Origin of the sequence: Lysinibacillus sp. G4S2 (assembly GCF_030348505.1) — a bacterium.
GTDB lineage: Bacteria > Bacillota > Bacilli > Bacillales_A > Planococcaceae > Lysinibacillus.
The window spans coordinates 2609831-2634006 of sequence record NZ_JAUCFJ010000002.1; the positions used below are offsets into that span (position 1 = coordinate 2609831).

Here is a 24176-nt window from a genome sequence, read left to right on the forward strand (position 1 = left end):
AAATGGTAACAAAAAATCCTTTTATCGCTCAATAATAAACCTATTTTTTCCTAATCAACACGCCTGATAAAAAATATAAAATGGATTTTGTCGAAAATAACATACAACGTTTATTCCTTCATATAATTTTAGTATCTGAAAGTTTGGGTGACTTTGTTCTGACTATCAACAAGTTTTCTAGTCAAAATACGTTCATTAAATCAGGTAAAACAGTATGAGAGGATGAGGGGGTTTGAAACATCCCAGCACAAATATTTTAGAAAATAAAGAAGAATTATTTATACCTGAAAAAGCATTAAATAAAGATTTTTGTGATCGATTAGTAAAAAAAATTCATAAAAATATACTGAATGAAAATATCGCAAACGATGTTTATATGTCATATTTTGTTATTTTTGATCAGCAATATACATTGAAAGAAGTATGGTATTTATTAGATGTTTTGAAATTGCAAGCAAATGAAATTATTAGATCTAAGCCAGTTTATATTACATTAAGTGGTGTGATATTATCATTGATATTAATAATTGCTTCTGCCATTAATACGAAGCTGGTAATTGGGATCTCGTTTGTCCAAATATTTGCCCTAGCAGTTTTGAGTTTTAATGTAGCGATATTGTTTATTTCCTATAAAATAGAAAAAGAATATAAAAAAATATATGAAGTCATTAAGTTAATTGACTATTATTTAATTTTTTATAAAAAGTAGCAAATCAAAATCAAGTATCCGAATTCGCTTCGCTTTCCGCGCAAGACGAGGCGTGAAACTTTACCATTTTTCATGCCTCCAATGGAAAACCTCAACTGGTTCACCGTAGTTCTCCGATTACTTCATTAAGAATACGCTAATTTTCATTTTTTATTCTGACGTAAATTGCAATATCAAGTTAGACACTTTTTTTAACATCTCATGTCCGTATATTTTCTGTTCCTTTTCACCTTCATGTTTATTGTCTGTCGGTCTGCCAATTGGTTAAAACAGGGTTCTGGCGTAACGGAAAGGGCTTGCCCCTTGAAGTGGAGCCAGGTTCCTGTTAAATTGGCGGAAAGACCGATAGACAATAAACTCCCATTAACCCTAGGGTAAGAGTTGGTTGATTCACGTCTTCTTACGCTGATTCTCTTAATCTCTTTAATTCTTCCTCAAACATCTCATGCGGTGTTTTGAATCCATGTATTCGTCGTGGCAAGTGGTTCATTTTATCTTCTACAGATTGGATGTAAGATCTACTGTAGTTCTCTATGGACGTTCCTTTTGGTAACCATCTACGAATCATTCTATTGTGGTTTTCATTTGTTCCTCGCTCCCATGATGAGTAGGGGTGTGTGAAGTAAATCCCCATCAACTCTTGGCATTTTTCCGCAAGCTCTGAAAACTCACTCCCGTTATCTGCTGTAATGGATTTGAATAGTTTAGGTGCTAACTCCCCAAAATTCTTTAGAATGGTTTCAATCGCATAGTTCACGGAATCCGCATCCTTACCGTCCATTTTGAAAATAAATTCTCGACGCGTTTTCCGTTCGATCAGTGTTAATAAAACATCATCTTCTTTGTCTTTTCTACCGATCACTGAATCGATTTCAAAATGACCAAATTCCTCTCGTGTTTCAATGTGCTGTGGGCGTTTTTCAATACTTTCGCCTAAACATTTTATATTTTTTCTAGCCCTACGTACTGTCTTTGTTTTACGCGATGTCTTGGAAACTAAGTCAGAATTTCTAGTTTTCAACAACCTAAGATCTATATACGCATAAAGAGTTTTTGCGCAAACCATTTCTTCACGACGAAACTTACCATCAAGCAATGTACGACCAACAACAGCGTCTGGAGACCACTCCTTTTCCTTCATTAATTGATCTGCGTATTCTAGAAAAGCCGATACTCGCTTCACCTTCAAAGGGTTACGAGAACGAGCCACATTTCGTTCAGTGATTGCTTGACCCGTTGTAGCGAAGTACTTCGTGGTATAGATTCGTTTACTATTTACTATCCTCACTTGTGTAGTAGTTCCACGCTTGATTTCGTTATATATAGTAGCACGACAAACACCCAATCTACGGGCAATCTCAGCTTTTGATAAATTCCCTTCATCAAGGTAAGCTTCTAACTTTCCACGTTGAATTTCAGTAAGTCTGGGTTTCTTTTGAGTTCCTTTTATGTTAAGCTTTTTTTGCATCAAATCGAAAAATCTCCTTTGTATATTGTTGTGTAGGAACTCCAATAATACACGATTTTTCCGATTTGATGCATTTTTTTATACAGTGTCTAATCTGATTTTACAATTCGCCTTTTTTATTCTGAGTAAAAATCAAAAAAAAAAGCATTTTTTTTATAAATCCTCAAATAATAAGTACGAAATATTATTTGGGGAAGTGAAGATTTGAAAAAGTTTTTCCTGTTAGTATTACCTATTTGTCTTTTAACTGTCTCCTTTTTTTATGTAAAAGTCAGCGCAGAAAAATATGAACATAAAGGAAGGAAGTATTATGAAGAAGCAGGGCAAATTGTTTGGGAAGTCAAAACGGATGAAAAGATTATCGCTCTTACCTTTGATGATGGGCCACATCGAAAGTATACATCTCAGATTTTAGATGTATTAGACAAATACAATGCCAAAGCTACTTTTTTTATAGTCGGTCAAAATGTAGATAAAAATGCTGAAGTTATTTCAAGAATGTATAATGATGGTCATGAGCTAGCCAACCATACATTTTCCCATCCTTTAAGGACGAATGTTCCAAACTTACTAAAGGAGATAGAGCAAACGAATAAAATCATTTATAATATCACAGGATTTACTCCTACTTTATTTCGACCTGTTGAAGGGCAGTATTCAGATGCAATGATTGAAGCGATTGCAAAAGAAAAATATAAGGTTGTGATGTGGTCATGGCATTTAGATACTTTAGACTGGAAAAGTCCTGGTACGGATAGAATTGTAAACACTGTGTTAAAAGGTGTGAAAGAAGGGAATATCGTTCTTTTTCATGATGGAGGCGGAAATCGTCAGCAGACTGTCAAAGCATTGGAAAAAATATTGCCTGAGCTTGAAAAGCAAGGATACCGATTTGTCACAGTTTCTGAATTACTTGACGTGCAGAGTAAAAAAGACAAAAACAAATAAGTATCGTAATGTTTTCACTACAACTAATGTGTAGAAATTAAATAATAAAATCAGGCTAAAAAATAGCCTGATTTTTTCATTTTCTAAGAGCAGTAACGCGCCCGGCCTAAAAGGAAATCAGCCCTTTATTATGGTTATGAAATCCATAAAAAGATATAATTACTATAATACATAGGGGGGATTGTCGTTGAGTAAAGTTGAATTGGTTGAATTAAATAATGAACTTTTAGAGGGTATTGGGAGCTATTGTCTTAGAAGTAAGAAGAAATCAACTGGCTACATAAATAAAAATAATTGGCTGAATAATAGATTTGAAGAGGGCTTAAAATATGTCCAAATAATCGACAATAAAAAACAAGTCGGATTTATTGAATATACTGAAGCTGAATATTCATCAAGAGTCGTTCACGCCGATGGTTATTTAGTGATTCATTGTTTGTGGGTAAGTGAAGTTGGAAAAGGTTACGGTACTCGGTTAATCCATAAATGTTTAGAAGACGCAAAAAAGCTAGCAAAAAAAGGTGTTGTTGTTATAACGAATTCCAAAACATCTTGGACGCCAAGTAAAGAGATATTTTTGAAAAACGATTTTCAACTTATTGATTCGGCGCCATATGATTTTGAATTACTTGTCTATCCTTTGACCAACGAAGTCAAACAACCTTATTTCCCAACCGATTGGGAAGAACGATTAAAAAAATTTACTAACTTAACTATTTTGCGTTCATTCCAATGTCCATACGTTGAAATTGCAACTGAAAACATTTTAGCTGGTGCAAATAAATTGAATATACCAGTTGAACTTATTGATTTCCAAGATAGAGAAGAGTTGATGGCATTATCATCAACCCCGTATGGTATTTTTTCTGTCATTTATAAGGGACAGCTTATTTCATTTCATAGGCTAACAGTTCATTCAGTGATAAAAAAATTAAGAGAACTTATTTAAAAAAACTTAGCGCAAATACATTAAAAATACTAGTGAATTCGGATGAAAATAGTGTGGTTATTAATGCTTATAAAAACACAGCGGAAGTTACAAAAGGTGCATAATATAGAGTGAAATCAATTATCTATCTTCGAACTAAAAACGATAAGATAGTTTGATTCTTTACAATGTATTATCAATCATCCTGCTTTTTGGCTATTGAACAAGGAGAAGGGGGGGATCACTTTTGGTAACAATTCGCCAAAAATTAGTAGCAGCTTCGCAAGCAGTTAAACTTACAAATGGTAAAAATAATGCAAAAAAATATATTGTCGTTCATGAAACCGATAATACGAGCATTGGAGCAGATGCGGATGCTCATGCTCGTCTACAGATCAATGGCAACAGCAGGCAAGCTAGCTGGCACTGGCAAGTGGATGATAAGGAGGCTATCCAATCATTTGAACATTTTTGGGAATGCTGGGGAGCAGGAACATATGTCGGAAATAATCAAGGTATTCAAGTGGAAATTTGCGTAAATAGCGATGGTGATTATTTTACAGCTGTGCAAAATGCAGCGAATTTAATCGGAAAAATAATAAAAGATGAAAACATCGCAATTCAGAATATTGTTCAACACAATTATTTTAGTGGGAAAAACTGTCCCCGTAATCTTCGCGCTGGAAAAGTATCGTGGTCTCAATTTATTGAAATGATAAAAAAAGCTGGAGATATTCCGACATCACCAGTAGAAACGTTGAAATATCGTATTATTACGGGAACCTATAGTACCCTTAAGGCAGCAGAAAGTGCTGCACAGGTGATGAAAACAACGTTTGGCTGGCTTGTTTACATTGAGCAAGATGGCACATATTATCGTATTAGAACAGGAACTTTTACTGGGAATAATGCAGCGAAAAATGCTGAAAACAAAATAAAAACTGCAAAATTGGCGCAAGTTACGTATATTATAGATGCATAAGAGAACATTTATCTTCATTCAGCTAATGTTCTCTGTAGCGAAAGCAAAGCGACAGCTACAATTACGCCAAGGCGAAATTTATTTCTATTAATCTGTGAGGATTTTAGTTGACTGCTTCTAGGAAACGGGTAAAATAGAAAAGCAGTACCATTATATACCTATAACTTAGCAGATAACAGAGGTGCCTCAGAAAGTGCTTCTGAAGCACCTTTACCTTAACTAAAATCTAAAGCAATAACTACTACATAGAATACAAAGCGACTAAAGTGAAAAGTTGCTTTAAAATGCTGGATTTTATGAAGATTGTTATAGGATAAGATTTGTCGTGAAATTTTGTCAGTCTTTTTCTTTTCGTCTTCTCTATAACCTGTTAAGATGGTAGTAGTGTGACAACAAGTTAGTGTATATGAGAGTGGTGACAATCAAGATGGATGAACAGAAAAAAGATGGTATAGAACAGCAGCAAGAACAAAAACAAGCTGAAGTAAAACCAGCAGGGAAATTTATACAATTAAATCCGTTTAAATTTATTATGCTAATGTTCTTTACAATCCTTATTACTGCAGGCTTAACGATCTTTGCGTTAACATTCGGTGAAAAGAAAGTAGTTGAAGTGAAAGTACCGAGTGGGCGTGCAGAATTTGCAAAATTATACGAAGCCTATGATTTACTTAAAAACAAGTATTACAAAGATATCGATGATGAAAAAGTGGTCGACGGCGCTATTAACGGCATGTTCGACGCATTAGGAGATCCGTATTCTGATTTTATGGTGAAGGAAGAAGCAGATCAATTTCAGTCTGGTTTGTCTTCTAGTTTCCAAGGAATTGGTGCGGAAATTCAAGAGCGTAATGGCTTTATTACAGTTGTGTCACCTATTAAAAATTCACCTGCTGAAAAGGCTGGATTATTACCGAAAGATATTATTTTAACGGTTGATGGGAAAAGCATTCAAGGATTAAGTGCTTCTGAAGCGGTGGCGCGTATTCGCGGTGAAAAGGGCACGCCTGTAAAATTAACCGTGAAACGGGGAACTAATGCTGAGCCTATTAATATGACGATTGTCCGTGACGAAATTCCGGTTGAAACGGTTTACGGTGAAATGCTTGAAGGGGACATTGCCCATATTCAAATCACGTCATTTAGTGAAAATACAGCAAAAGAATTTGAGAAGATTCTTGCAGATTACGAAGGCAAAGCAAAAGGTATCGTATTAGATTTACGTCAAAATCCTGGCGGTTACCTAGAAGATGCGATAGAGATTTCGAATCTATTCGTTCCAGAAGGTAAACCAATTGTTCAAGTACAACAAAAAGATGAAGAACCGAAAATTACAAATGCAATTGCTGGTAAAAAATATAATCTACCTGTGACAGTTATTGTCGATGGTGGCAGTGCTTCTGCTTCTGAAATTTTAGCTGGTGCATTAAAAGAATCTGTTGGTGCTAAAATTGTTGGAGAAACATCGTTTGGTAAAGGTACAGTGCAAAATGTTGCACCATTAAAAGATGGCTCTAACCTTAAATTCACAACAGCTAAATGGCTAACACCAAATGGTAACTGGATTAATGAAAAGGGCATTGTGCCAGATGTTAAAGTGTCATACCCACCTTATGCATCATTACCATACTTGGATCCATCTATGGAAATGAAATTGGGCGTGCAGTCTAACTCTGTAAAAGCGGCACAGGAGATGCTAGAAGTTCTAGGATACAAGCCTGGTAAAGCAGACGGCGTTTTTGGTCAACCGACTGAAAATGCAGTGAAAAAACTGCAAGCTGCAAATGGTCTTAAAGAAACTGGTGTATTAACTGGTGATACAACGTATGCTTTAATGGATGCGTTACGTGTAAAAATAAAAGCAGATGATCCTCAATTGTTAAAAGCAAAAGAACTGCTTACTGGTACGCCAGCAAAAACTGAGTAAACTACAAACTAACAAAGTAGCTGTCGCAGCAGGCGTTTCTAACGGCCTATTGCGACAGCTTTTTTCGTGGGAGGTAATGATTGTGAAAGACGTATACTTATTTAGTGGCTTTTTAGGAAGCGGTAAAACATCTATGTTAACGGACGTTATTCGACAACTGAAAGAAAAGAATTTAAAGCCCGCTGTCATTATGAATGAGCTTGGAAAGCTGCCATTTGACTCACAAGCTGTGGAAAAGGATATTCCGCTAAAAGAGATGCTAGAAGGCTGTATATGCTGCTCGGGCGCTGAAAAAACGGAGGCGCAAATTCAATCTCTTCTATTAGATAGTGATTTTGATGTCCTAATTATTGAAACAACAGGTGCTGCACACCCTGTAGAAGCACTAGACGCGGTTTATTCACCGTTATTTGCGGAAAAGTTAAATGTCAAAGGAATTGTCACAGTTGCTGATTCAAAGCTGTGGCTAGATCGTGCAACCTTAACCCCGCAAGTGCGCTCCTTATTTATGGAACAAATCCGTCATGCTCATTTATTATTGGCCAATAAAACGGATTTACTAACAGAGGCAGAGCAAGCGCAAGTCGTTTATGAGCTACAAGGTTTTAATCCACATGCTTTTATTTTACAAACAACAAATGGCCGAGTACCGTTACGTTTATTAGAAGATTTAAAGGCAACTGCACAGGTGGATGCTCAAGATATTGTGAAAGCCCCAATAGCATCGTTGCATCTCGGATCACGATTAGTTGAATTTAAGGACGCTGACTTTACACAAGAGCAATTTGAGGATTGGGTACGTACATTACCTGAAACCGTGTATCGAATGAAAGGCTACGTGCCAATTGAAGGTGTAAAAAATCCTATGTTGTTTCAATATGCTTACGGTATGGTCCAATGGCTTCCTGAGTACGTGAAAATGCCTGCAAAACTCGTTATTATTGGTGAGGATGTAGGAAGCTTAAACGTTTTAGGTCATAATTAAAAATTTGCTCATCGCCCAAATTTTTGGATGACATTTGTTAAACCTATACCTTGTATATAAGTTGATTGGAGTGGAGACCGAGCGACTTCTTAGGGATTTAGCGTCACAGATAAGAACCGGGAGCGAGCTTCGTGAGTGAAGCGGTTCATCTGACGCCCCTGGAAGCTTTGCTCTGTGCGACAGCAACAAATGTTTTATCTGTGCGAAAGCGAAGCGACAGCAACAACAAATGTTTTCTGTAGCGAAAGCAAAGCGCTCAGTCGGAACGGAAATCAACCACACGTATTGGTGAAGAGCCTAAAGATTTGCTGAGCTAGTGAATATAGACATTTTAAATCTGCTAATTTCTACTAGTTGGACGAAAGACCTGTTCTGTTGTCTTACTTATAGTAGAAATATTAGCAGATTTTTTTATGTGGAAAAGTAGAATAAAGGAAGCGTGTTTCGATATTTACATATTTTATTTCTCGGATAATCTACTTGAATATTGAAAAAAATTAATAGTTTTTAAGGGGTGTCAACCCTATTTGAAACGTAAGTATTTCATAGACTGGTGAAACTTACTAAAAATTATTGTAAATAAACCTTTATTTGACGCGAATCTAATTCACTGATGGCGTTGTTAGCAGATGCTGGTAAAAAAAATAATGAAATCGTCCTTTACGATTGGTTGCAGAGAAGGAGGAATTGCAAAAATGAAAAAAACACTAACTGCAATTTGTGCAACATTTCTATTAGCAGCTCCAATTCAAATGGCTTCTGCTGCATCTAATACTACAGAGGGGAACTCAGTAAAGGAGACAACAGACTGTAATAAAGTTTATTATTATAAATGGTCAAATCAATGGTCGGATCAATGGTCAAATCAAAAGTGGTATGTAAATCTACCACAAACACAAGTACCATCAAAAGAAACACAAGCACCATCAAAAGAAGTTCAAAAACCAAGTGACAATACACAAACAAAAAATAATAATACACAAACAACTCAAAAAGATAATACATCTCAATCAACAACTACTTCAGATGTGAATGCTTTTGAACAAGAGGTAGTAAAATTAACAAATGCTGAACGTACAAAAGCTGGTTTAGCACCGTTTAAAACAGATGATCAACTGATGGCAGCGGCTCGTGAGAAGTCACAAGATATGCAATCTAAAAACTACTTTTCACATACAAGCCCAACATTCGGTTCACCATTCGATCGTATGAAAGCTTTAGGTATTAGTTATAAGAGTGCAGGTGAAAACATTGCACAGGGTCAACGTACACCTCAAGAAGTAGTACAAGCTTGGATGGATTCACCAGGTCACCGTGCGAATATTTTAAATGAGAAATTTACGCATATCGGTGTGGGTTATGTGAAATCAGGTAACTACTGGACGCAACAATTTATCCAAAAATAATAGTGTAAATTAAATAGCTTCATTGAATAAAAGGATGTCTACTAAGTCATAACGCTTAGTGGACATCCTTTTTAGTTGCGAATAATTTTGACTAAAAACAAGTAAGTACACTACAGGGGATCGTTGAATACAGTAGATATGAAGAAAATGGGCTTCACTATGCGAACTAGCAGATAGTCGAATATTTTACAGTAGCGTTTTTAAAGGCTAACGAACCGAAAATGGAGAGTGATGTATGATATTAATAAAATGTGGAGAATGCGGTAAATTAATAATAGATAGAGCAAAAAGCATGTATAACACTCAAGAAGATAAATTTTACTGTAATGAAGGTTGTGAAAGGAAGGACTTGGAAGATATGGACAGTCAAGTTCCTACTATAAAAAATAATAATAAAGGGCAATTGTATTGGGATATTCAATAGAGTATCAGAGCTAATAGCTTTAATCAATACATGTAGAACTTACCTCATTAGATGATGTTGTTGAAAAAAACTAATGTAACGAGTGATACATCTATAGGGGAATTAATTTTTAACATAGAAGAATAACTACACAATGGGGTAAAGTTGCTAGAACACTCATAGCAGCTTTAGCCCCATTCTTAGAATCATTTTCTCAAGCTACATTAGCAAAATCTACAGTAAATTGATAGAAAAATAAGGTTTTTTTCATATATACATACCCTTCCGTATTTTTTAATATTTCATTATATATTTGGAGTATATAATGTCGTAGTAAATAAAAAGAAATTGACCAATATGTACACACCATTTGACGATTTTACTAGAGGAACTAAGAGCATTAATAGCAGTAGAGATTTACAAGAAAAGACAAAATATATAATCCCAGACGAAAAAGATGAGTCTAGATAATGTAAATGTAAAAGGGATTTATTCAATGCTGATAGATTCTTGAGCGTTTTTTACTTCTATAATGTAAAATAGCAAACTAGAACAATGTCTAGTTTGCTAATTCTACTTTGGACTTGCTTGTAATTCTTTTTTGAACAAGTAACAAACGTATTAATAAAGTAATCGCTCCTGTTGTCAGGCCTGCAACAAGGCCAATCCAGTAACCAAACGGTCCGAAATCTGTATGAGTCGCAAGGGTATATCCGACAGGTAAGCCTATTATCCAGTATGAAATTATGGCCATAATAAAAGTGATCATAACATCCTTATAGCCTCTCAAAGCCCCTTGTACTGGCGCTTGAATAGCATCGGATAACTGGAAAATGGCTGCGAATACTAAAAATTGTACGGCATACTCTATTACTTTGTTATCGGTTGTATACATATTGGCAACGGGTTCTCGAAGTAAAAAAAGGATACAAGCTGAAATAAAGCTAAATATTATCGTAGTACCAACACATAAATAGCTGTAGATTTTAGCATCATGCATACGACCAGCACCGATTTCAAAACCTACTAATATCGTAACGCCCATCGAAATACTAAGTGGTACCATGTACAGTAGGCTGGTGAAATTCAATGCTATTTGATGAGCTGCAATGATTTCTGTACTAAAACTACTCATCATCATAGTGACGGCGGAAAAAATACTCGTTTCTGCAAAGATGGATATTCCAATTGGCACACCAATGATTAATATTTCCTTCCAACGAAGCCATTCTAATTTTGGCCAATCATGGAATATGCGAAAGCGTTCAAAGGGCACGCGTTTTGCAATAATCCAAACTGTGATGAAGAAAATTAGCCAGTAGGTGATCGCCGTTGCAACGCCAGCACCGACCCCACCAAGCTCTGGCGCTCCAAATTTCCCAAAAATGAAAATATAATTTAACACAATGTTAATGGGTGTTGTAAGCAATGTAATAATCATTGTGACGCGTGTTTGTCCGAGCGCATCGATGAAACAGCGCATGACAAAAAATAAAAAGAGCGGCAAAAGACCAGCGCACATCGTATAAATATAGGACTTAGCTATAGTATGTACAGAGGCTTCTAAATTCATATTGCCTAGAATCCAATCAATACCAACGAATAACGCTATAAAAATAAGTACTACAAGAATGATAGCTACATAGATTCCTTGCTGAACTGCCTTCTTAGCTTGTAACTCTTTTTTAGCCCCGACAAGCTGTGAAACAATAGGTGTAATCGCAAGTAGAATTCCAGATAGTCCTGTATAAATAGGCATCCAAATGGAAGAGCCAATCGAGACTCCAGCTAGGTCAGTAGTACCGTAGCGACTCGACATTAAAATATCGAAAAAAGAAATAAAATAAATGGCTACTTGTGTGACTAAAATAGGTAGAATGATTTTTAAAATCAAGCTGTATTTTTCTTTTAACGTAGTTGTTTGTTTCATATTGTCTAACTTCTTTCATTAACATAATTAATTAGTATAGCACATGAAATAGGCGAAAGTGGAAAAATTAAAAGCTTCATCTATATCTTTTCGTCCGCATATAGTAAAATAAAAGACTGTAAACAAAAAGTAGTGACGCTTTTTAAGGAATAGGAGAATTTATGTGAAACAACAAACAATCATTTTAACCGGTGGAGGGACAGCTGGTCATGTATCGCTCAATCAAGCGATACTCCCGTCTTTACTAGAACTAGGTTATGATGTCCACTATATTGGGTCAGACCAGGGCATTGAAAAAGAATTAATAGGCGAGGCATTCCCTAATGTTCCGTTTTACGGTATTTCAAGTGGAAAATTGCGTCGTTATTTCTCAATGAAAAATTTTACTGACCCATTTAAAGTGCTTGCTGGAATTATGCAGGCTTTTCGTATTATCAAAAAAGTGAAGCCGCAAGTTATTTTTTCAAAGGGTGGCTTTGTTTCTGTACCCGTTGTCATGGCTGCGAAACTTGCTGGTGTTCCTGTGGTCATCCATGAATCAGATGTTACACCAGGCTTAGCCAATAAAATTGCGCTACCATTTGCATCACATATCTTTACAATTTTTGAAGAAACATTGCAGCACTTACCGAAAGAAAAGGCAACGTGCACAGGATCCATTATTCGCCAAGAGTTATTTATGGGAAATCGAGCGAAAGGGTTATCCCAATGTAGCTTTACAACATTAAAACCTGTCCTGCTTGTAATGGGAGGGAGTTTAGGTTCAGTTGTCTTGAATGATGCACTTCGTCAAAATTTACCCGAGCTTGTCAAACAATTTCAAATCATTCATTTGTGCGGTAAAGGGAATTATGACAAATCATTCGAGTCTATGCCTGGTTACAAGCAGTTTGAATATGTGACAACAGAATTACCGGATTTATTACATGCGGCAGACTTTATCGTCTCACGTGCAGGTTCCAATTCGATTTTTGAATTTTTAGCACTTCACAAACCAATGTTGTTAGTGCCTTTATCTGCACAAAAAAGTCGCGGCGATCAAATATTAAATGCCAACTTATTTAAAAGACAAGGCTACGCAGAAGTATTACAAGAGGAAGAGTTAACAAAGGAATCCTTTAAAAAATCGGTTCATGTGCTGACAGAGCGCAAAGAAGAAATGGTCGCGACTATGGAAAAAACGCAAAGACCGAAAACGCCAGATGAAATGGCGAAACTGATTTTACAATATAAAAAGTAAGCTCTTTACTTGATATGCTTCAGGCGAGTAGTTACAAAATAGAAGCCTTGCTGCATACAAAACCCGAAAATAAAAGCTATGTGCCTGTCACCATGACAGGACACATAGCTTATTTTTATAAAAAATATCTGGAAATTACATCGCTTGTTCTTCGCCTTCTGCCATTTGATGGGCTGTTGTAAGATAGAACAAGTCTTTTGGAATTTTAAATAAATTAAATTGCGCTTCGCCTCTGTTTACTTGTGCTAATAAAGTCGGGTGATCTTCATTTGCACTAACGACATAAGGTAGCTTTAAGGCTGCGCGTTGTGATTTAATATTTTCAACACGAATACGGAGAAAAACCGTATGGAAATTATAATCGAAAAATAGTTCGTTCAAAAAAAGCATTTTAGCTTTTTGGTTATAACCTAACCCTTGATAAGGGAGTCCAATCCACGTTCCTAAAAAGCCTGCACCATCCTCCACATCATGAATGCTAATGGTGCCGATTGGTTGACCCCAATCATCGGTAATAGTCCTAGAAATAGCGAATCCCTTCGCTTCTTCTTCAATCAGTTGTTTTGTCATAAACCAATATTCATCAGCTGATGTGGCTTTTTGACGGACAAATGGGAAAACAGAAGGGTGTGATAATAGCTCATAAAGCTCTGTACATTCATGTAGGTCTCGATGTTTAAGCATACGAAACGCCTCCTTTACTAGGGTAGTTAAAACAATTCCTTTAAAGCATAAAGAAGAAAACTAAAATTCGTACTGGAATTAAAACCCAAAGAACTAGACGTTACAACTATGATATCCATAATTTCCCGCTGTCTTACTGATTTTTCACCCATACCGAAAAAAGGGTAGTTTTTTTAATATAATATAACAATCATCATGCTTAATGCAATCATTTTTCTCGATAAAACAAAAAATAAGTTCATTAGTCAGAAAATTCCGGAAAGTATATTTTAAACAAAACAATTAAATTTGTTATATTCTAATTTTGGGAGAGTTAAGTCTAAAATATCAATTTTCTATATGAAGATATTCGAATAATGTTTCTTTAGCATCATGCTTTTTCTTCAAAAGAGGTAAAATATCAAATATTACCCTAAAAAGGATATAATTTTTTCGATTCAAAAAGGGTGATTCTTTGATGTTATGTTATAATAGTAGTATTGATTTTTTTTGTATAAACAATCTATAAAAATCCAATTTTAAATATGAACGACTTATGGGGGTGACAGCATGAAATATCTTTTAAGCGAAGATATATTTAATGAATTGTTTATGGGCAAAGATTTTGTCTTTCTAATGAAAAAAGTGGGAGACGATTATCAATATATTCGCTTAAATCAAGCAGCTCGAGCTTTGTTATCGCATGATGCGATTGGGAAAATGCTTTCTACCCTTACCTCAAGTCGTAATTTTCAGATAATTCTAGAAAATTACCATCAAGCAATTGAAAAGCATAGTCAAGTAGATTATGTGGATTATGCTTATTTTCAATCTGAAGTTCGTAAATATGAGACATCTGTTCGTCCGCTTAAAGATAATAATGAAGACTATATTTTAGCCATAACAAAAGAAATTCATTATGATCGAAGCATTGAAGATAAGTTTTTATTTATGCGCTCAATGTTTGATCATGCCTTTTTTTCTACGGTCATCTTATCAGCTGCCGGGGCTATTTATGAAGTGAATTCCTGCTTCATGGAGGACTTTGAATTAAATAATGAATCGGTCAAACACAAATTATTCGTGGATCTACCAATTGTTCCTAAAGATGAGGTAGAAAACATACAAAACTATTTACAAAGGGCAGCGATGGGCGAAAATATTGGAGAAAAACTCATCAAGTTTCATACACTGGATAAAAAAGAGCGCACGTATTTACTTTCACTCGCTCCTGTAATGCAGGGAGATAACTCTTCGGCTATTTTTCTAATCATGCAGGATTTCACACAATTCACTCAACAAAAAGCGGAGTTACGCTCAAAATCTCATGGTTTAGAAGTTTTTAAGGCTGCTCTAAATTCTGCAACATCAATTGCTGTTTTTGATATGGATGGAAAAATTATAGAAGTTAATGATTTATTTTTAAATGCGTCTGGTTTCACTGCAGAAGAACTAATTGGACAATCTTTTAATTTCATTAAACCTATATATCATTCCGTGGACATCATACAATCGATCAATATAACGGTTGGAGCGGGGGATATTTGGCGAGGGGAGTTGTGCTACCGTACAAAATTTCATGCGGATTACTGGGTAGAAGCAGCTATAGTTCCATTAAAAAATGAATTTGGCACGACAGAACAATATTTATCCATTAACTATGATATTACGGACAAGAAAAGAATGTTAACGGAATTGAAAAATATTGAACGAACATTTCGTCTTATTACAGAAAATACAAATGATTTGATTGTCATTACAAACGAAGATGGCATCATTATTTATGCCTCACCATCCTATAAGATTTTCTTAGGCTACGAGAATGTAGATTTACAAGGTCAGTTTTACAGTGACATTGTTGATGACGAAAGTAAGAAGGCTTGGCAAACGTTTCTAAATAATTTTTCAGGTCAAACAGATACACAGTTTGAGCTACTGCTTAAAGCAAAGGATGGTACACCAGTTTGGACTGAAGGAAATGTAACGGTTGTACATGATCCAGAGCGCGAAAAAGTTTCACAAATTATGATGGTGTCCCGTGAAATAACCCATCGTAAGGAGCGGGAAAATAATCTATTATATTTAGCGTATCACGATACGTTAACACAGCTGCCAAATCGTCGGTTTTTACAAAAGGAGTTCCCGAAATTAATGGCAGAAGCGCATGAACAAAATGTGTGTTTAGCTATGCTCTATATCGATGGGGATGACTTTAAGAATGTTAATGATTGTTATGGCCACGATACAGGGGATGATTTTATCCGGAAGTTTGGTCAGGTTTTAATTACTGCTGTACGTAGCCATGATTTAGTTATTCGTATTGGCGGCGATGAATTTATTGTCGTGTTAACGGGTTTAACCCAGGATGATAAGAAAAGACATACACAAATAATGCACATTATTAATCGCATCCGTAATGAACTAGAAAAAGGTTGGACCATCGAAAGTCATCACTTTGCTCCAACTGCCTCCATTGGGATCGCCTATTATCCGGATCACGGTAAAACATTAAATGATTTGCTAGAATTATCCGATCAAGCCTTATATAAAGCGAAGGAATTCGGGAAAAATAATCATTATATTGCGAATGCGCATTAAAAAAAGTCTGTACAAACAAGTAATTGCTTGTGGTACAGACTTTTTGTTTGATGTTATGCTATAACAGTGCTACGGGGAAACCCTCGTAGTTATTTTAGAAAAGAAGGTGATGGAATGCCTAAGATACTTTTGGTAGAAGATGAGAAGCATATCGCTCGCTTTGTGGAGCTAGAATTAAAGTATGAAGGCTATGATGTAATGGTTGCTTTTGATGGTCGTGAAGGACTTGCACTAGCTTCATCTGAAAATTTTGATGTACTGCTATTAGATGTTATGCTTCCGGGGATAAATGGTATAGAAATTTGTCGTCGAATACGTACGCAATCAAAAATACCTATTATACTGTTAACGGCACGAGATGCTGTGATGGATCGTGTAGCTGGCTTAGATGCTGGTGCAGATGACTACATAGTGAAACCATTTGCGATTGAAGAACTACTAGCTAGAATTCGTACTATTTTGCGTCGGGTGACACCTGATGAAAAAAGTGGTGAATCATTACAATTTCGTGATATCGAAATCGATATAGCGGCTTATGAAGTATCGGTACAGGGGGATAAGCTTGATTTAACGAAAACGGAATACGATTTACTTAAACTATTAGTAGAGCATAAAAATAAAGTTTGTACTCGAGAGCTCATTTTAACCTCTGTTTGGGGGTATGATACGGATATAGAGACAAATGTTGTAGATGTATATATCCGCCATTTACGAACAAAACTACCGGGAGATATGAATGCCTATATCGAAACAGTCCGTGGGGTTGGGTACGTGATGCGTGAATGAAAAAATTGAAAGATTATTTAGTCCATCAACCTTTACAAAGAAAATGGATGCTTACATCTAGTGCTGTTATATTTTTTAGCTATACGATTATATGTATTGTCGTTTATCTTTCACTTCATACATGGTTATTACATGATGAGGAAAGTAAAATCAAACGGACTAGCGATGATTTGGTGTCTTTTTTACAATCACAAGGACCCAATCTTACAATTCAGCAAATACAACAAAACACAGGGCTGTTAAATTCTATTGTGGATCGTGATCAAACCGTTAGAGTTTTCAATTTAGATGGTGTAGAGATTTTACGTATTAATAATGCTTCACAGGCTGCACCCCTTACAACGATGAATGAAATTACAGAAGTGTCGATTGATAAAAAGGATGCCTTTGTCATAAATGTACCAATTCAACTTGGGTTCTCTCAAGGTTATATTCAAGTTATTCATCCGTTGTCAGGGTTCCAGTCATTGATGCATTATTTATTAACTGCGATGCTCATAGCAGGTTTAGGCGCATTGTTACTATCAGCTTCGATTGGTTATTATCTTGCCAACTATTTAATGCAACCATTACATGCGTTGCGCTCATCCATGAAAACGGTTATGGATAAAGGATTTAATGAGCCAATTCAATTAACGTACACTTCTCATGATGAGATTGGTGATTTAATGAATATGTATAATGCGATGATGAATGAATTACAAATTTCATTTACAAAACAGCAGCAATTTGTCGCAGATGCTTCTCATGAGCTACGTACGCCAATTCAGGCCATCGAAGGACATCTCTCCCTCTTGAAAAGATGGGGGAAGGATGATCCGGAAATTTTAGAGGAATCTATTGATACTTCACTAACTGAAATTGCACGGATGCGGAAAATGATTGAAGAATTATTAGAGCTTGCCCGCCGTGAAGAAAAAGATACCATGAGTGAGGCAGACGCAGAAGCTGTTATTAAAGGAGTAATAGAAGAAATAAAGCATCTTCATCCAGAAGCTCGAATAACGCTGTCGAAAAATGAAGAAATAGGTCTTTTATTCATCACAGAAAATGCACTCAGTCAAATTGTTCGTAATATAATAGAAAACGCAATTCGTTATTGTGAAATAGTTCCGGACATTCAAATTTCATTATCTGTCTCTGAAAAGGAAGTGCTGCTGAAAATAGAAGATAATGGAATTGGGATAACAGAAGAAAACATTCCTTTTATTTTCGATCGCTTTTATCGGGTTGATGAAGCTAGAAATCGTCAAATAGGTGGAACGGGCTTAGGGCTTAGTATTACAAAAATGTTGCTTGAAAAATATAATAGTACTGTAGAAGTCAAGAGTGAAAAAAATGTTGGAACCGTTTTCTCGATGAAATTCCCGCTAAAATATTGAAGAAAATCCACGCTTTATTTAATTATTTTAGCCTTTACGAAAAAATTTGCTTAATTTTATAAAAAGAGTTGTATTTTTTGTGAAGAGTAGTAAGATTGAGATGGAAAAAACGTTCTTTAAATTATGGATAAGTTGTGTTAAACATCCTTTTAAAGAACGGAGAAATATTATATAATTAATTGTAATTTAATTAATGGAACTGCCGAAAGGCAAAATTTGGAGGTCATTTTTCATGTCGAACAACGTTACAACTGTAAGTTCTCCATGGTCAGCTTTCTCTGGTCCTAACCTAGGATATGTGATGGAGCAATACGACTTATTCTTACAGTCTCCTGAAGAAGTAGAACCGGAGTTAGTATTATTATTCCAACAATTTGGTGCACCAGTAGTAGTAGAAGGTGAAGTAGCTGTAGCTAGTAATGCAGCAGCTCCTGCTGGCGATTACAAAAAAGTGTTAGCAGCTGTGAAACTGGCAGATGCAATTCGTACACATGGTCATTTAGCAGCAGATATTTATCCTTTGAAAAACCGTGAACTACAAACAGCTCAAATTGAAGAAAGCGCGTTCAACCTTAGCGCTGCAGATTTAGCTGAAATTCCTGCAGCTATCTTCTTCAAAGATGTGCCAGCAAACGTGAAAAATGGTAAGGATGCAATAGATTACTTGAAATCTGTTTATACAGATAAAGTAGCATTTGAATATAACCACGTAGTAACAACAGAAGAACGTGATTGGATTCAAGCACAAATTGAATCAGGTTCATTTAAACAAGCATTAGCTTCTGATGAGAAGAAAGCTTTATTAGACCGTTTAACTCGTGTTGAAAATTTCGAGAAATTTATCCATAAAACATTTGTAGGTCAAAAGCGTTTCTCTGGTGAAGGTTTAGATACTCAAATCGTCCTATTCGATGAAATTTTAAAAATATCTGAAGCAAATAACGTAGAAAACGTACGTATCGGAATGGCTCACCGTGGTCGTTTAAACGTGTTAACACATATTTTAAATAAACCTTACGATATGATGTTCTCTGACTTTGCACATGTGTCTAATGACTTATTTTTACCAGAAGATGGTCGCCTTGAAATAACTAAAGGTTGGACAGGTGATGTGAAATACCACATGGGTGCTTCTTACAACCGTGAATCTGGTATGAATGTTAAACTTGCATACAACCCATCTCACTTAGAAGTAGGAAACCCAGTTGTTTTAGGTACTGCTCGTGGAGCACAAGATGATACTTCTAAGCCAGGGCAAGCTATCCATAACCGTACAAAAGGTTTAGGTATCCTAGTGCATGGTGACGCTGCATTCCCAGGTCAAGGTATCGTAACAGAAGTATTAAACTTTGCAAAAACTGAAGGGTTCACAACAGGTGGTACAATCCACGTCATTGCTAACAACATGATTGGATTTACAACAGAACTACAAGACTCACGTTCATCGGTTTACTCTTCTGACCCTGCAAAAGGTTATGAAGTACCGGTAGTACACGTAAATGCAGATAGCCCAGAGGCTGTTGTACTTGTAGGTCGTTTCGCAGCGAGCTACCGTCAAAAATTCGGTAAAGATATCGTTGTAGACTTAATGGGTTACCGTCGTCACGGTCACAATGAAACTGACGATCCAACTGTTACAAACCCTGAAACATACAAATTAGTTGCAAAACATGAACCAGTTCGTGCTTTATATGGTGCACAATTAGCAGCTGAAGGTGTTGTTTCTGCTGATGAAGTAGCAGCTTTAGATACAGCTATTTATGCAGAAATGCAAGCAGCTTATGACCACGTAAAAGAAATGGCAGATAAAGATGAGCACAAACATCTTGAAATGCCAGAAGAATTAAAAGTAGAATTCCCACAAATTGATACAGCAGTTGGTGCGGAACGTCTAGGGAAAATTAACGAAGAGCTTTTAGTATTTAAAGAAAACTTCGAGCCACAGAAAAAACTTGGCAAAATTTTAGAAAAACGCCGTGATGCATTTGCTTCTGCAAAAATCGACTGGGGTCATGCAGAAACATTAGCATATGCAACAATTATTCAAGATGGCACACCAGTACGTTTTACAGGTCAAGATGCACAACGTGGTACGTTCTCTCAACGCCACTTAGTGTTACATGATAAAAACAATGGCGAATTATTTACGCCACTTCACCATATTTCTGGTGCAAATGCTTCATTTACAGTGCACAACTCTCCACTGACAGAAGCAGGGGTAGTAGGCTTTGAATATGGTTATAATTTAGAAAATGACCATGTATTATCAGTTTGGGAAGCTCAATTCGGTGACTTTGCAAACATGGCACAAGTGATGTTCGATAACTTTATTTCAGGTGCACGTGCTAAATGGGGTCAAAAATCTGGTTTAGTAATTCTTTTACCGCATGGTTATGAAGGTCAAGGTCCAGAACACTCTTCTAGCCGTATGGAACGTTATTTACAAATGTCAGCTGAAAATAACTGGTTCGTTGCAAACTGTTCAAACGCAGGCAACTACTACCACTTATTACGTCGTCAAGCAGCATTATTAGGAACAGAAGGTGTTCGTCCGCTTGTAGTGGTATCACCTAAATTCTTACTTCGTCACCCATTAGCTGCTGCTAATGCTGATCAATTAGCAAATGGCTCATTCCAAGAAGTAATTGAGCAACCAGGTCTAGGTTCAAAAGCAGAAGCTGTAGAGCGCGTTGTATTAGGAACAGGTAAAGTAATGATCGACATCGCAGATCGTATTAAAGATGGTGAAGGCTTCGATCACTTACACATTGTTCGTGTAGAACAACTTTACCCATTCCCAAAAGAGCAAGTTGCTGGTATTATTGCTAAGTATCCTAATGTAAAAGAAGTTGTATGGGTACAAGAAGAACCTAAAAACCAAGGTACTTGGAATTATGCATTAGAAACATTATATGATCTTTCTGAAGGTAAAAAGCTACGTTATGTAGGTCGTCCTGCAATGAGCTCTACTTCTGAAGGTGATGCAGATTCTCATAAAGCAGCTCAAGCCGCACTTGTAGAAGAAGCAGTTGCTGAGCCTGTAAAGGTTAAATAAAATCACATATTAATTATTGAGAGCCGGGCTACTTGCTTAGGCAGTAGCCCTTTTATGTGCACACAATGCACGTTAATCAAAGGAGGAAATGAAAGTGGCTGAAATTAAAGTCCCTGAATTAGCAGAATCGATTACAGAAGGTAGTATCGCACAGTGGGTAAAAAAAGTGGGCGATCGCGTTGAAAAAGGTGAATTCATCGTTGAACTTGAAACAGATAAAGTAAACGCTGAAATCATTTCTGAAGAAGCGGGTGTATTAACTCAAATTTTAGCTGAAGAAGGCGATACTGTACTTGTAGGTCAAGTAATCGCAGTTGTAGAAGCTGGCGAAGGTGCAGCAGCAGCTCCAGCTCCAGCAGCAGCTCCAGTTGAAGCAACACCAGCTCCAGCAGCGCCACAAGCAGCTCCAGCTCCTGTTGCAGCAGCTCCAGTTGTAGAAGAAACTTCTGGTGAGCGTGTAATCGCATCTCCAGCAGCACGTAGACTTGCTCGCGAAAAAGGTATTGACCTTGCTGCTGTATCTCCAGTAGATCCACAAGGACGTGTACGTGTACAAGACGTTGCAGCTCATGGTACAGCTCCAGTAGCAGCACCACAAGCAGCTCCAGCAGCACCTAAAGCAGTTGCAGCTGTAGATGAATCACGTGTAACAGTTGAAAAAATGAGCCGTCGTCGCCAAACAATTGCAAAACGCTTACTTGAAGTAAAACAATCTACTGCAATGTTAACAACATTTAACGAAGTAGATATGACAAACGTTATGGCATTACGTTCTCGTAAAAAAGACCAATTCTTCGAGTCAACTGGTTCTAAACTTGGTTTCATGTCATTCTTCACTAAAGCTGTAGTTGCAGCACTTAAAAAATACCCATATGTGAACGCACAAATCGCTGGTGATGAAATTCACTTAAACAACTTCTTCGATATCGGTGTAGCTGTATCAACAGAAGAAGGTTTAGTAGTACCAGTTGTACGTGACGCTGACCGCAAAAACTTTGCTGAAATTGAAGATTCAATTGCAGACCTAGCTAAAAAAGCACGCGATAAAAAATTAGGTTTAGCAGATCTTCAAGGTGGCTCATTCACAATTACAAACGGTGGGGTATTCGGTTCATTAATGTCTACACCTATCATGAATGGTACACAAGCTGGTATCCTAGGTATGCACACGATCAAAAAACGTCCAGTTGAAGTGAATGGTGAAGTAGAAATTCGCCCAATGATGTACTTAGCACTTTCTTATGACCACCGTATTATCGATGGTAAAGATTCTGTAGGCTTCCTTAAAACTGTAAAAGAACTTCTAGAAAACCCAGAAGATTTATTATTAAATTCTTAATTCCTGAGTTTATTAAAACCCTGCGAACATTGTTTCGCAGGGTTTTTTGCTTTTTATGAAAATATTTAAGGATGCGACGGATAGAGCATTCAGAACGACGGAAAGAAGAGCCAGAGCGACGGATAAAGCAATCGAAGCGACTGAAAGAAGAACCAGAGTGACGGATAAAGTAATCGAAGCGACGGATAGGAACCGAAGCGACGGAAAAAAGAGCCGAGCGACGGATAAAGCAATCAAAACGACGGAAAGAAGAGCCAAAGTGACGGATAGGAACTGAAGTGACGGATAGAAGAGTTAAAGTGAAGGATAAAGCAATCGAAGCGACGGATAAAACAATCAAAACGACGGAAAGAAATGCCGGAGCGACGGATAGGAATCAAAACGACGGAAAGAAGAGCCAAAGTGACGGATAAAGCAATCGAAGTGACGGATAGAAGAACCGGAGTGACGGATAGGAACTGAAGCGACGGATAGAAGAGTTGAAGTGACGGATAAAGCAGTCCAAACGACGGAAAGAAAAGCTGGAGCGACGGATAGGAATCAAAGCGACGGATAGAAAAGCTAGAGCGACGGAAAGAAGAGCCAGAGCGACGGATAAAGCAAACGAAGCGACGGATAGGTTCCCCAAACCTTTACGATATGCTTCAGTAAAAAAAAATTATAGTGCAAAGGATATTATCATTACTGATTAATAGTATCTTTTGGATTACAAAATACTAGTTGAGTATTAAATATTTGCGGATTTACTAATAAATAAAATAAATAAAACAGGCGTGTTGATTAGGAGAATAGGTTTATTATTGAGCGATAAAAGGATTTTTTTGTTGCTATTTTGCTTATGCGTTACTATTTTACTATTTTAACTGATTGTAGCTTAGGGCTACTCAACTCCCACAGGAAAGCTAGTAGTCCGTAGCGGAAATTAACCTCTTCTAATTAATTAGAATGTATAATAATGGTTAATCAACGCAACTGAAAAAAACGATTGTCACCTTGGCAATTGTGCGAATGTAATGGATTTAATAAGGTTAAAAACCTAATATTGTAAACAGTCAGAATAATAATAAAATTATCTTGACGATTAACTTACTTTTATTGTAGTATCTATATATCAATTAAATAAACAAACCTCACATTTGTTCTATAGTGAGGTAGAGGCGCGGTATTTATTAGTTCATTGTTGAGTAAAAGCAAGCGAAGACGCAATGGAGAAGGAACTATCGCCGAAGTATAAAAGGAGCTCGTACTTTTATGCTGGGTCTGCAGTGAATAAGTGCAGGACTGTCCTAGTAAATTTCTTTCCAGGTTTACTAGGTTGTGCTATCTCGTAACATGGAAATTATAGTGAGGATTTGGGCAACTATCAATTAAAGGTAAACCTAAGTTCAATGCTTAGGTCTTTTTTTGTATAGTTGTCTTATTTTTTA

General features: G+C 36.5%; 19 protein-coding genes and 1 riboswitch. Of the genes, 14 read left to right on the forward strand and 5 right to left on the reverse strand.

Annotated elements, in window-relative coordinates; translation table 11 throughout:
- Nucleotides 1-232: 232 nt before the first annotated feature.
- Nucleotides 233-709 carry a hydroxymyristoyl-ACP dehydratase gene (locus QUF91_RS13480; protein ID WP_289418100.1) on the forward strand — a complete coding sequence of 159 codons (477 nt, stop codon included), beginning with the start codon at nucleotides 233-235 and terminating at the stop codon, nucleotides 707-709.
- 400 nt (nucleotides 710-1109) lie between these two features.
- On the opposite strand, the gene QUF91_RS13485 is transcribed toward QUF91_RS13480, so the two are convergent.
- Nucleotides 1110-2177, reverse strand: a complete 1068-nt coding sequence (locus QUF91_RS13485; RefSeq protein ID WP_289420036.1) for an IS30 family transposase — start codon at nucleotides 2175-2177, stop codon at nucleotides 1110-1112.
- Between the two features lie 204 nt (nucleotides 2178-2381).
- On the opposite strand from QUF91_RS13485, the gene QUF91_RS13490 reads away from it, so the two are divergent.
- The 7 genes from QUF91_RS13490 to QUF91_RS13520 all read left to right on the forward strand — a co-directional run bounded on the left by QUF91_RS13490 (nucleotide 2382) and on the right by QUF91_RS13520 (nucleotide 9777).
- Entirely contained in the window at nucleotides 2382-3125 is a 744-nt protein-coding gene (locus QUF91_RS13490; RefSeq protein WP_285396903.1) for a polysaccharide deacetylase family protein, read from the forward strand.
- Nucleotides 3126-3312: 187 nt separating this feature from the next.
- On the forward strand, nucleotides 3313-4074 hold the full coding sequence (locus QUF91_RS13495) for a GNAT family N-acetyltransferase (RefSeq protein WP_289418101.1): 762 nt from the start codon (nucleotides 3313-3315) through the stop codon (nucleotides 4072-4074).
- Nucleotides 4075-4300: 226 nt separating this feature from the next.
- Nucleotides 4301-5035, forward strand: a complete 735-nt coding sequence (locus QUF91_RS13500) for an N-acetylmuramoyl-L-alanine amidase (protein WP_285396901.1) — start codon at nucleotides 4301-4303, stop codon at nucleotides 5033-5035.
- Nucleotides 5036-5462: 427 nt separating this feature from the next.
- Nucleotides 5463-6962, forward strand: a complete 1500-nt coding sequence (locus QUF91_RS13505) for a lmo1851 family serine protease (RefSeq protein ID WP_285396900.1) — start codon at nucleotides 5463-5465, stop codon at nucleotides 6960-6962.
- 82 nt (nucleotides 6963-7044) lie between these two features.
- Nucleotides 7045-7947 carry a CobW family GTP-binding protein gene (locus tag QUF91_RS13510; RefSeq protein WP_285396899.1) on the forward strand — a complete coding sequence of 301 codons (903 nt, stop codon included), beginning with the start codon at nucleotides 7045-7047 and terminating at the stop codon, nucleotides 7945-7947.
- Between the two features lie 695 nt (nucleotides 7948-8642).
- Nucleotides 8643-9353, forward strand: coding sequence for a CAP domain-containing protein (locus QUF91_RS13515; RefSeq protein ID WP_285396897.1), 711 nt, complete (start codon nucleotides 8643-8645; stop codon nucleotides 9351-9353).
- A 235-nt stretch (nucleotides 9354-9588) separates the two neighbouring features.
- A complete protein-coding gene (locus QUF91_RS13520) occupies nucleotides 9589-9777 on the forward strand; it encodes a hypothetical protein (RefSeq protein WP_289418102.1) in 189 nt (62 codons plus the stop codon).
- A gap of 538 nt (nucleotides 9778-10315) precedes the next feature.
- Here the strand turns inward: QUF91_RS13520 and QUF91_RS13525 are convergent.
- Nucleotides 10316-11686: an MATE family efflux transporter gene (locus QUF91_RS13525; protein ID WP_289418103.1), complete on the reverse strand. Its 1371-nt coding sequence runs from the start codon at nucleotides 11684-11686 to the stop codon at nucleotides 10316-10318.
- A 163-nt stretch (nucleotides 11687-11849) separates the two neighbouring features.
- On the opposite strand from QUF91_RS13525, the gene QUF91_RS13530 reads away from it, so the two are divergent.
- Nucleotides 11850-12926 (forward strand): undecaprenyldiphospho-muramoylpentapeptide beta-N-acetylglucosaminyltransferase, encoded by a 1077-nt coding sequence (locus QUF91_RS13530; protein WP_285396894.1) that lies wholly within the window; start codon nucleotides 11850-11852, stop codon nucleotides 12924-12926.
- Between the two features lie 135 nt (nucleotides 12927-13061).
- Here the strand turns inward: QUF91_RS13530 and QUF91_RS13535 are convergent, their stop codons facing one another.
- On the reverse strand, nucleotides 13062-13610 hold the full coding sequence (locus QUF91_RS13535) for a GNAT family N-acetyltransferase (protein ID WP_285396893.1): 549 nt from the start codon (nucleotides 13608-13610) through the stop codon (nucleotides 13062-13064).
- Between the two features lie 549 nt (nucleotides 13611-14159).
- Between QUF91_RS13535 and QUF91_RS13540 the strand changes: the two genes are divergently transcribed.
- From QUF91_RS13540 to odhB, 5 genes are all read left to right on the forward strand, one after another.
- A complete protein-coding gene (locus QUF91_RS13540; protein WP_285396892.1) occupies nucleotides 14160-16187 on the forward strand; it encodes a diguanylate cyclase domain-containing protein in 2028 nt (675 codons plus the stop codon).
- A 114-nt stretch (nucleotides 16188-16301) separates the two neighbouring features.
- Complete coding sequence (locus QUF91_RS13545; protein ID WP_289418104.1) at nucleotides 16302-16973, forward strand: response regulator transcription factor; 672 nt, start codon at nucleotides 16302-16304, stop codon at nucleotides 16971-16973.
- Nucleotides 16970-18355, forward strand: a complete 1386-nt coding sequence (locus tag QUF91_RS13550) for a HAMP domain-containing histidine kinase (protein WP_285396890.1) — start codon at nucleotides 16970-16972, stop codon at nucleotides 18353-18355. The genes QUF91_RS13545 and QUF91_RS13550 overlap by 4 nt, the downstream gene beginning before the upstream one ends.
- 232 nt (nucleotides 18356-18587) lie before the next feature.
- Nucleotides 18588-21410: a 2-oxoglutarate dehydrogenase E1 component gene (locus tag QUF91_RS13555; protein WP_285396889.1), complete on the forward strand. Its 2823-nt coding sequence runs from the start codon at nucleotides 18588-18590 to the stop codon at nucleotides 21408-21410.
- Nucleotides 21411-21504: 94 nt separating this feature from the next.
- A complete protein-coding gene (odhB, locus tag QUF91_RS13560) occupies nucleotides 21505-22749 on the forward strand; it encodes a 2-oxoglutarate dehydrogenase complex dihydrolipoyllysine-residue succinyltransferase (RefSeq protein WP_289418105.1) in 1245 nt (414 codons plus the stop codon).
- Here the strand turns inward: odhB and QUF91_RS13565 are convergent.
- Nucleotides 22694-23089: a hypothetical protein gene (locus QUF91_RS13565; protein WP_289418106.1), complete on the reverse strand. Its 396-nt coding sequence runs from the start codon at nucleotides 23087-23089 to the stop codon at nucleotides 22694-22696. The genes odhB and QUF91_RS13565 overlap by 56 nt on opposite strands.
- Nucleotides 23090-23125: 36 nt before the next feature.
- The gene (locus QUF91_RS13570; protein ID WP_289418107.1) at nucleotides 23126-23377 is read right to left on the reverse strand and encodes a hypothetical protein; all 252 of its coding nucleotides are present in this window, start codon (nucleotides 23375-23377) and stop codon (nucleotides 23126-23128) included.
- Between the two features lie 516 nt (nucleotides 23378-23893).
- Nucleotides 23894-24080: riboswitch (Lysine riboswitch) on the forward strand.
- The last annotated feature ends 96 nt before the right edge of the window (nucleotides 24081-24176 follow it).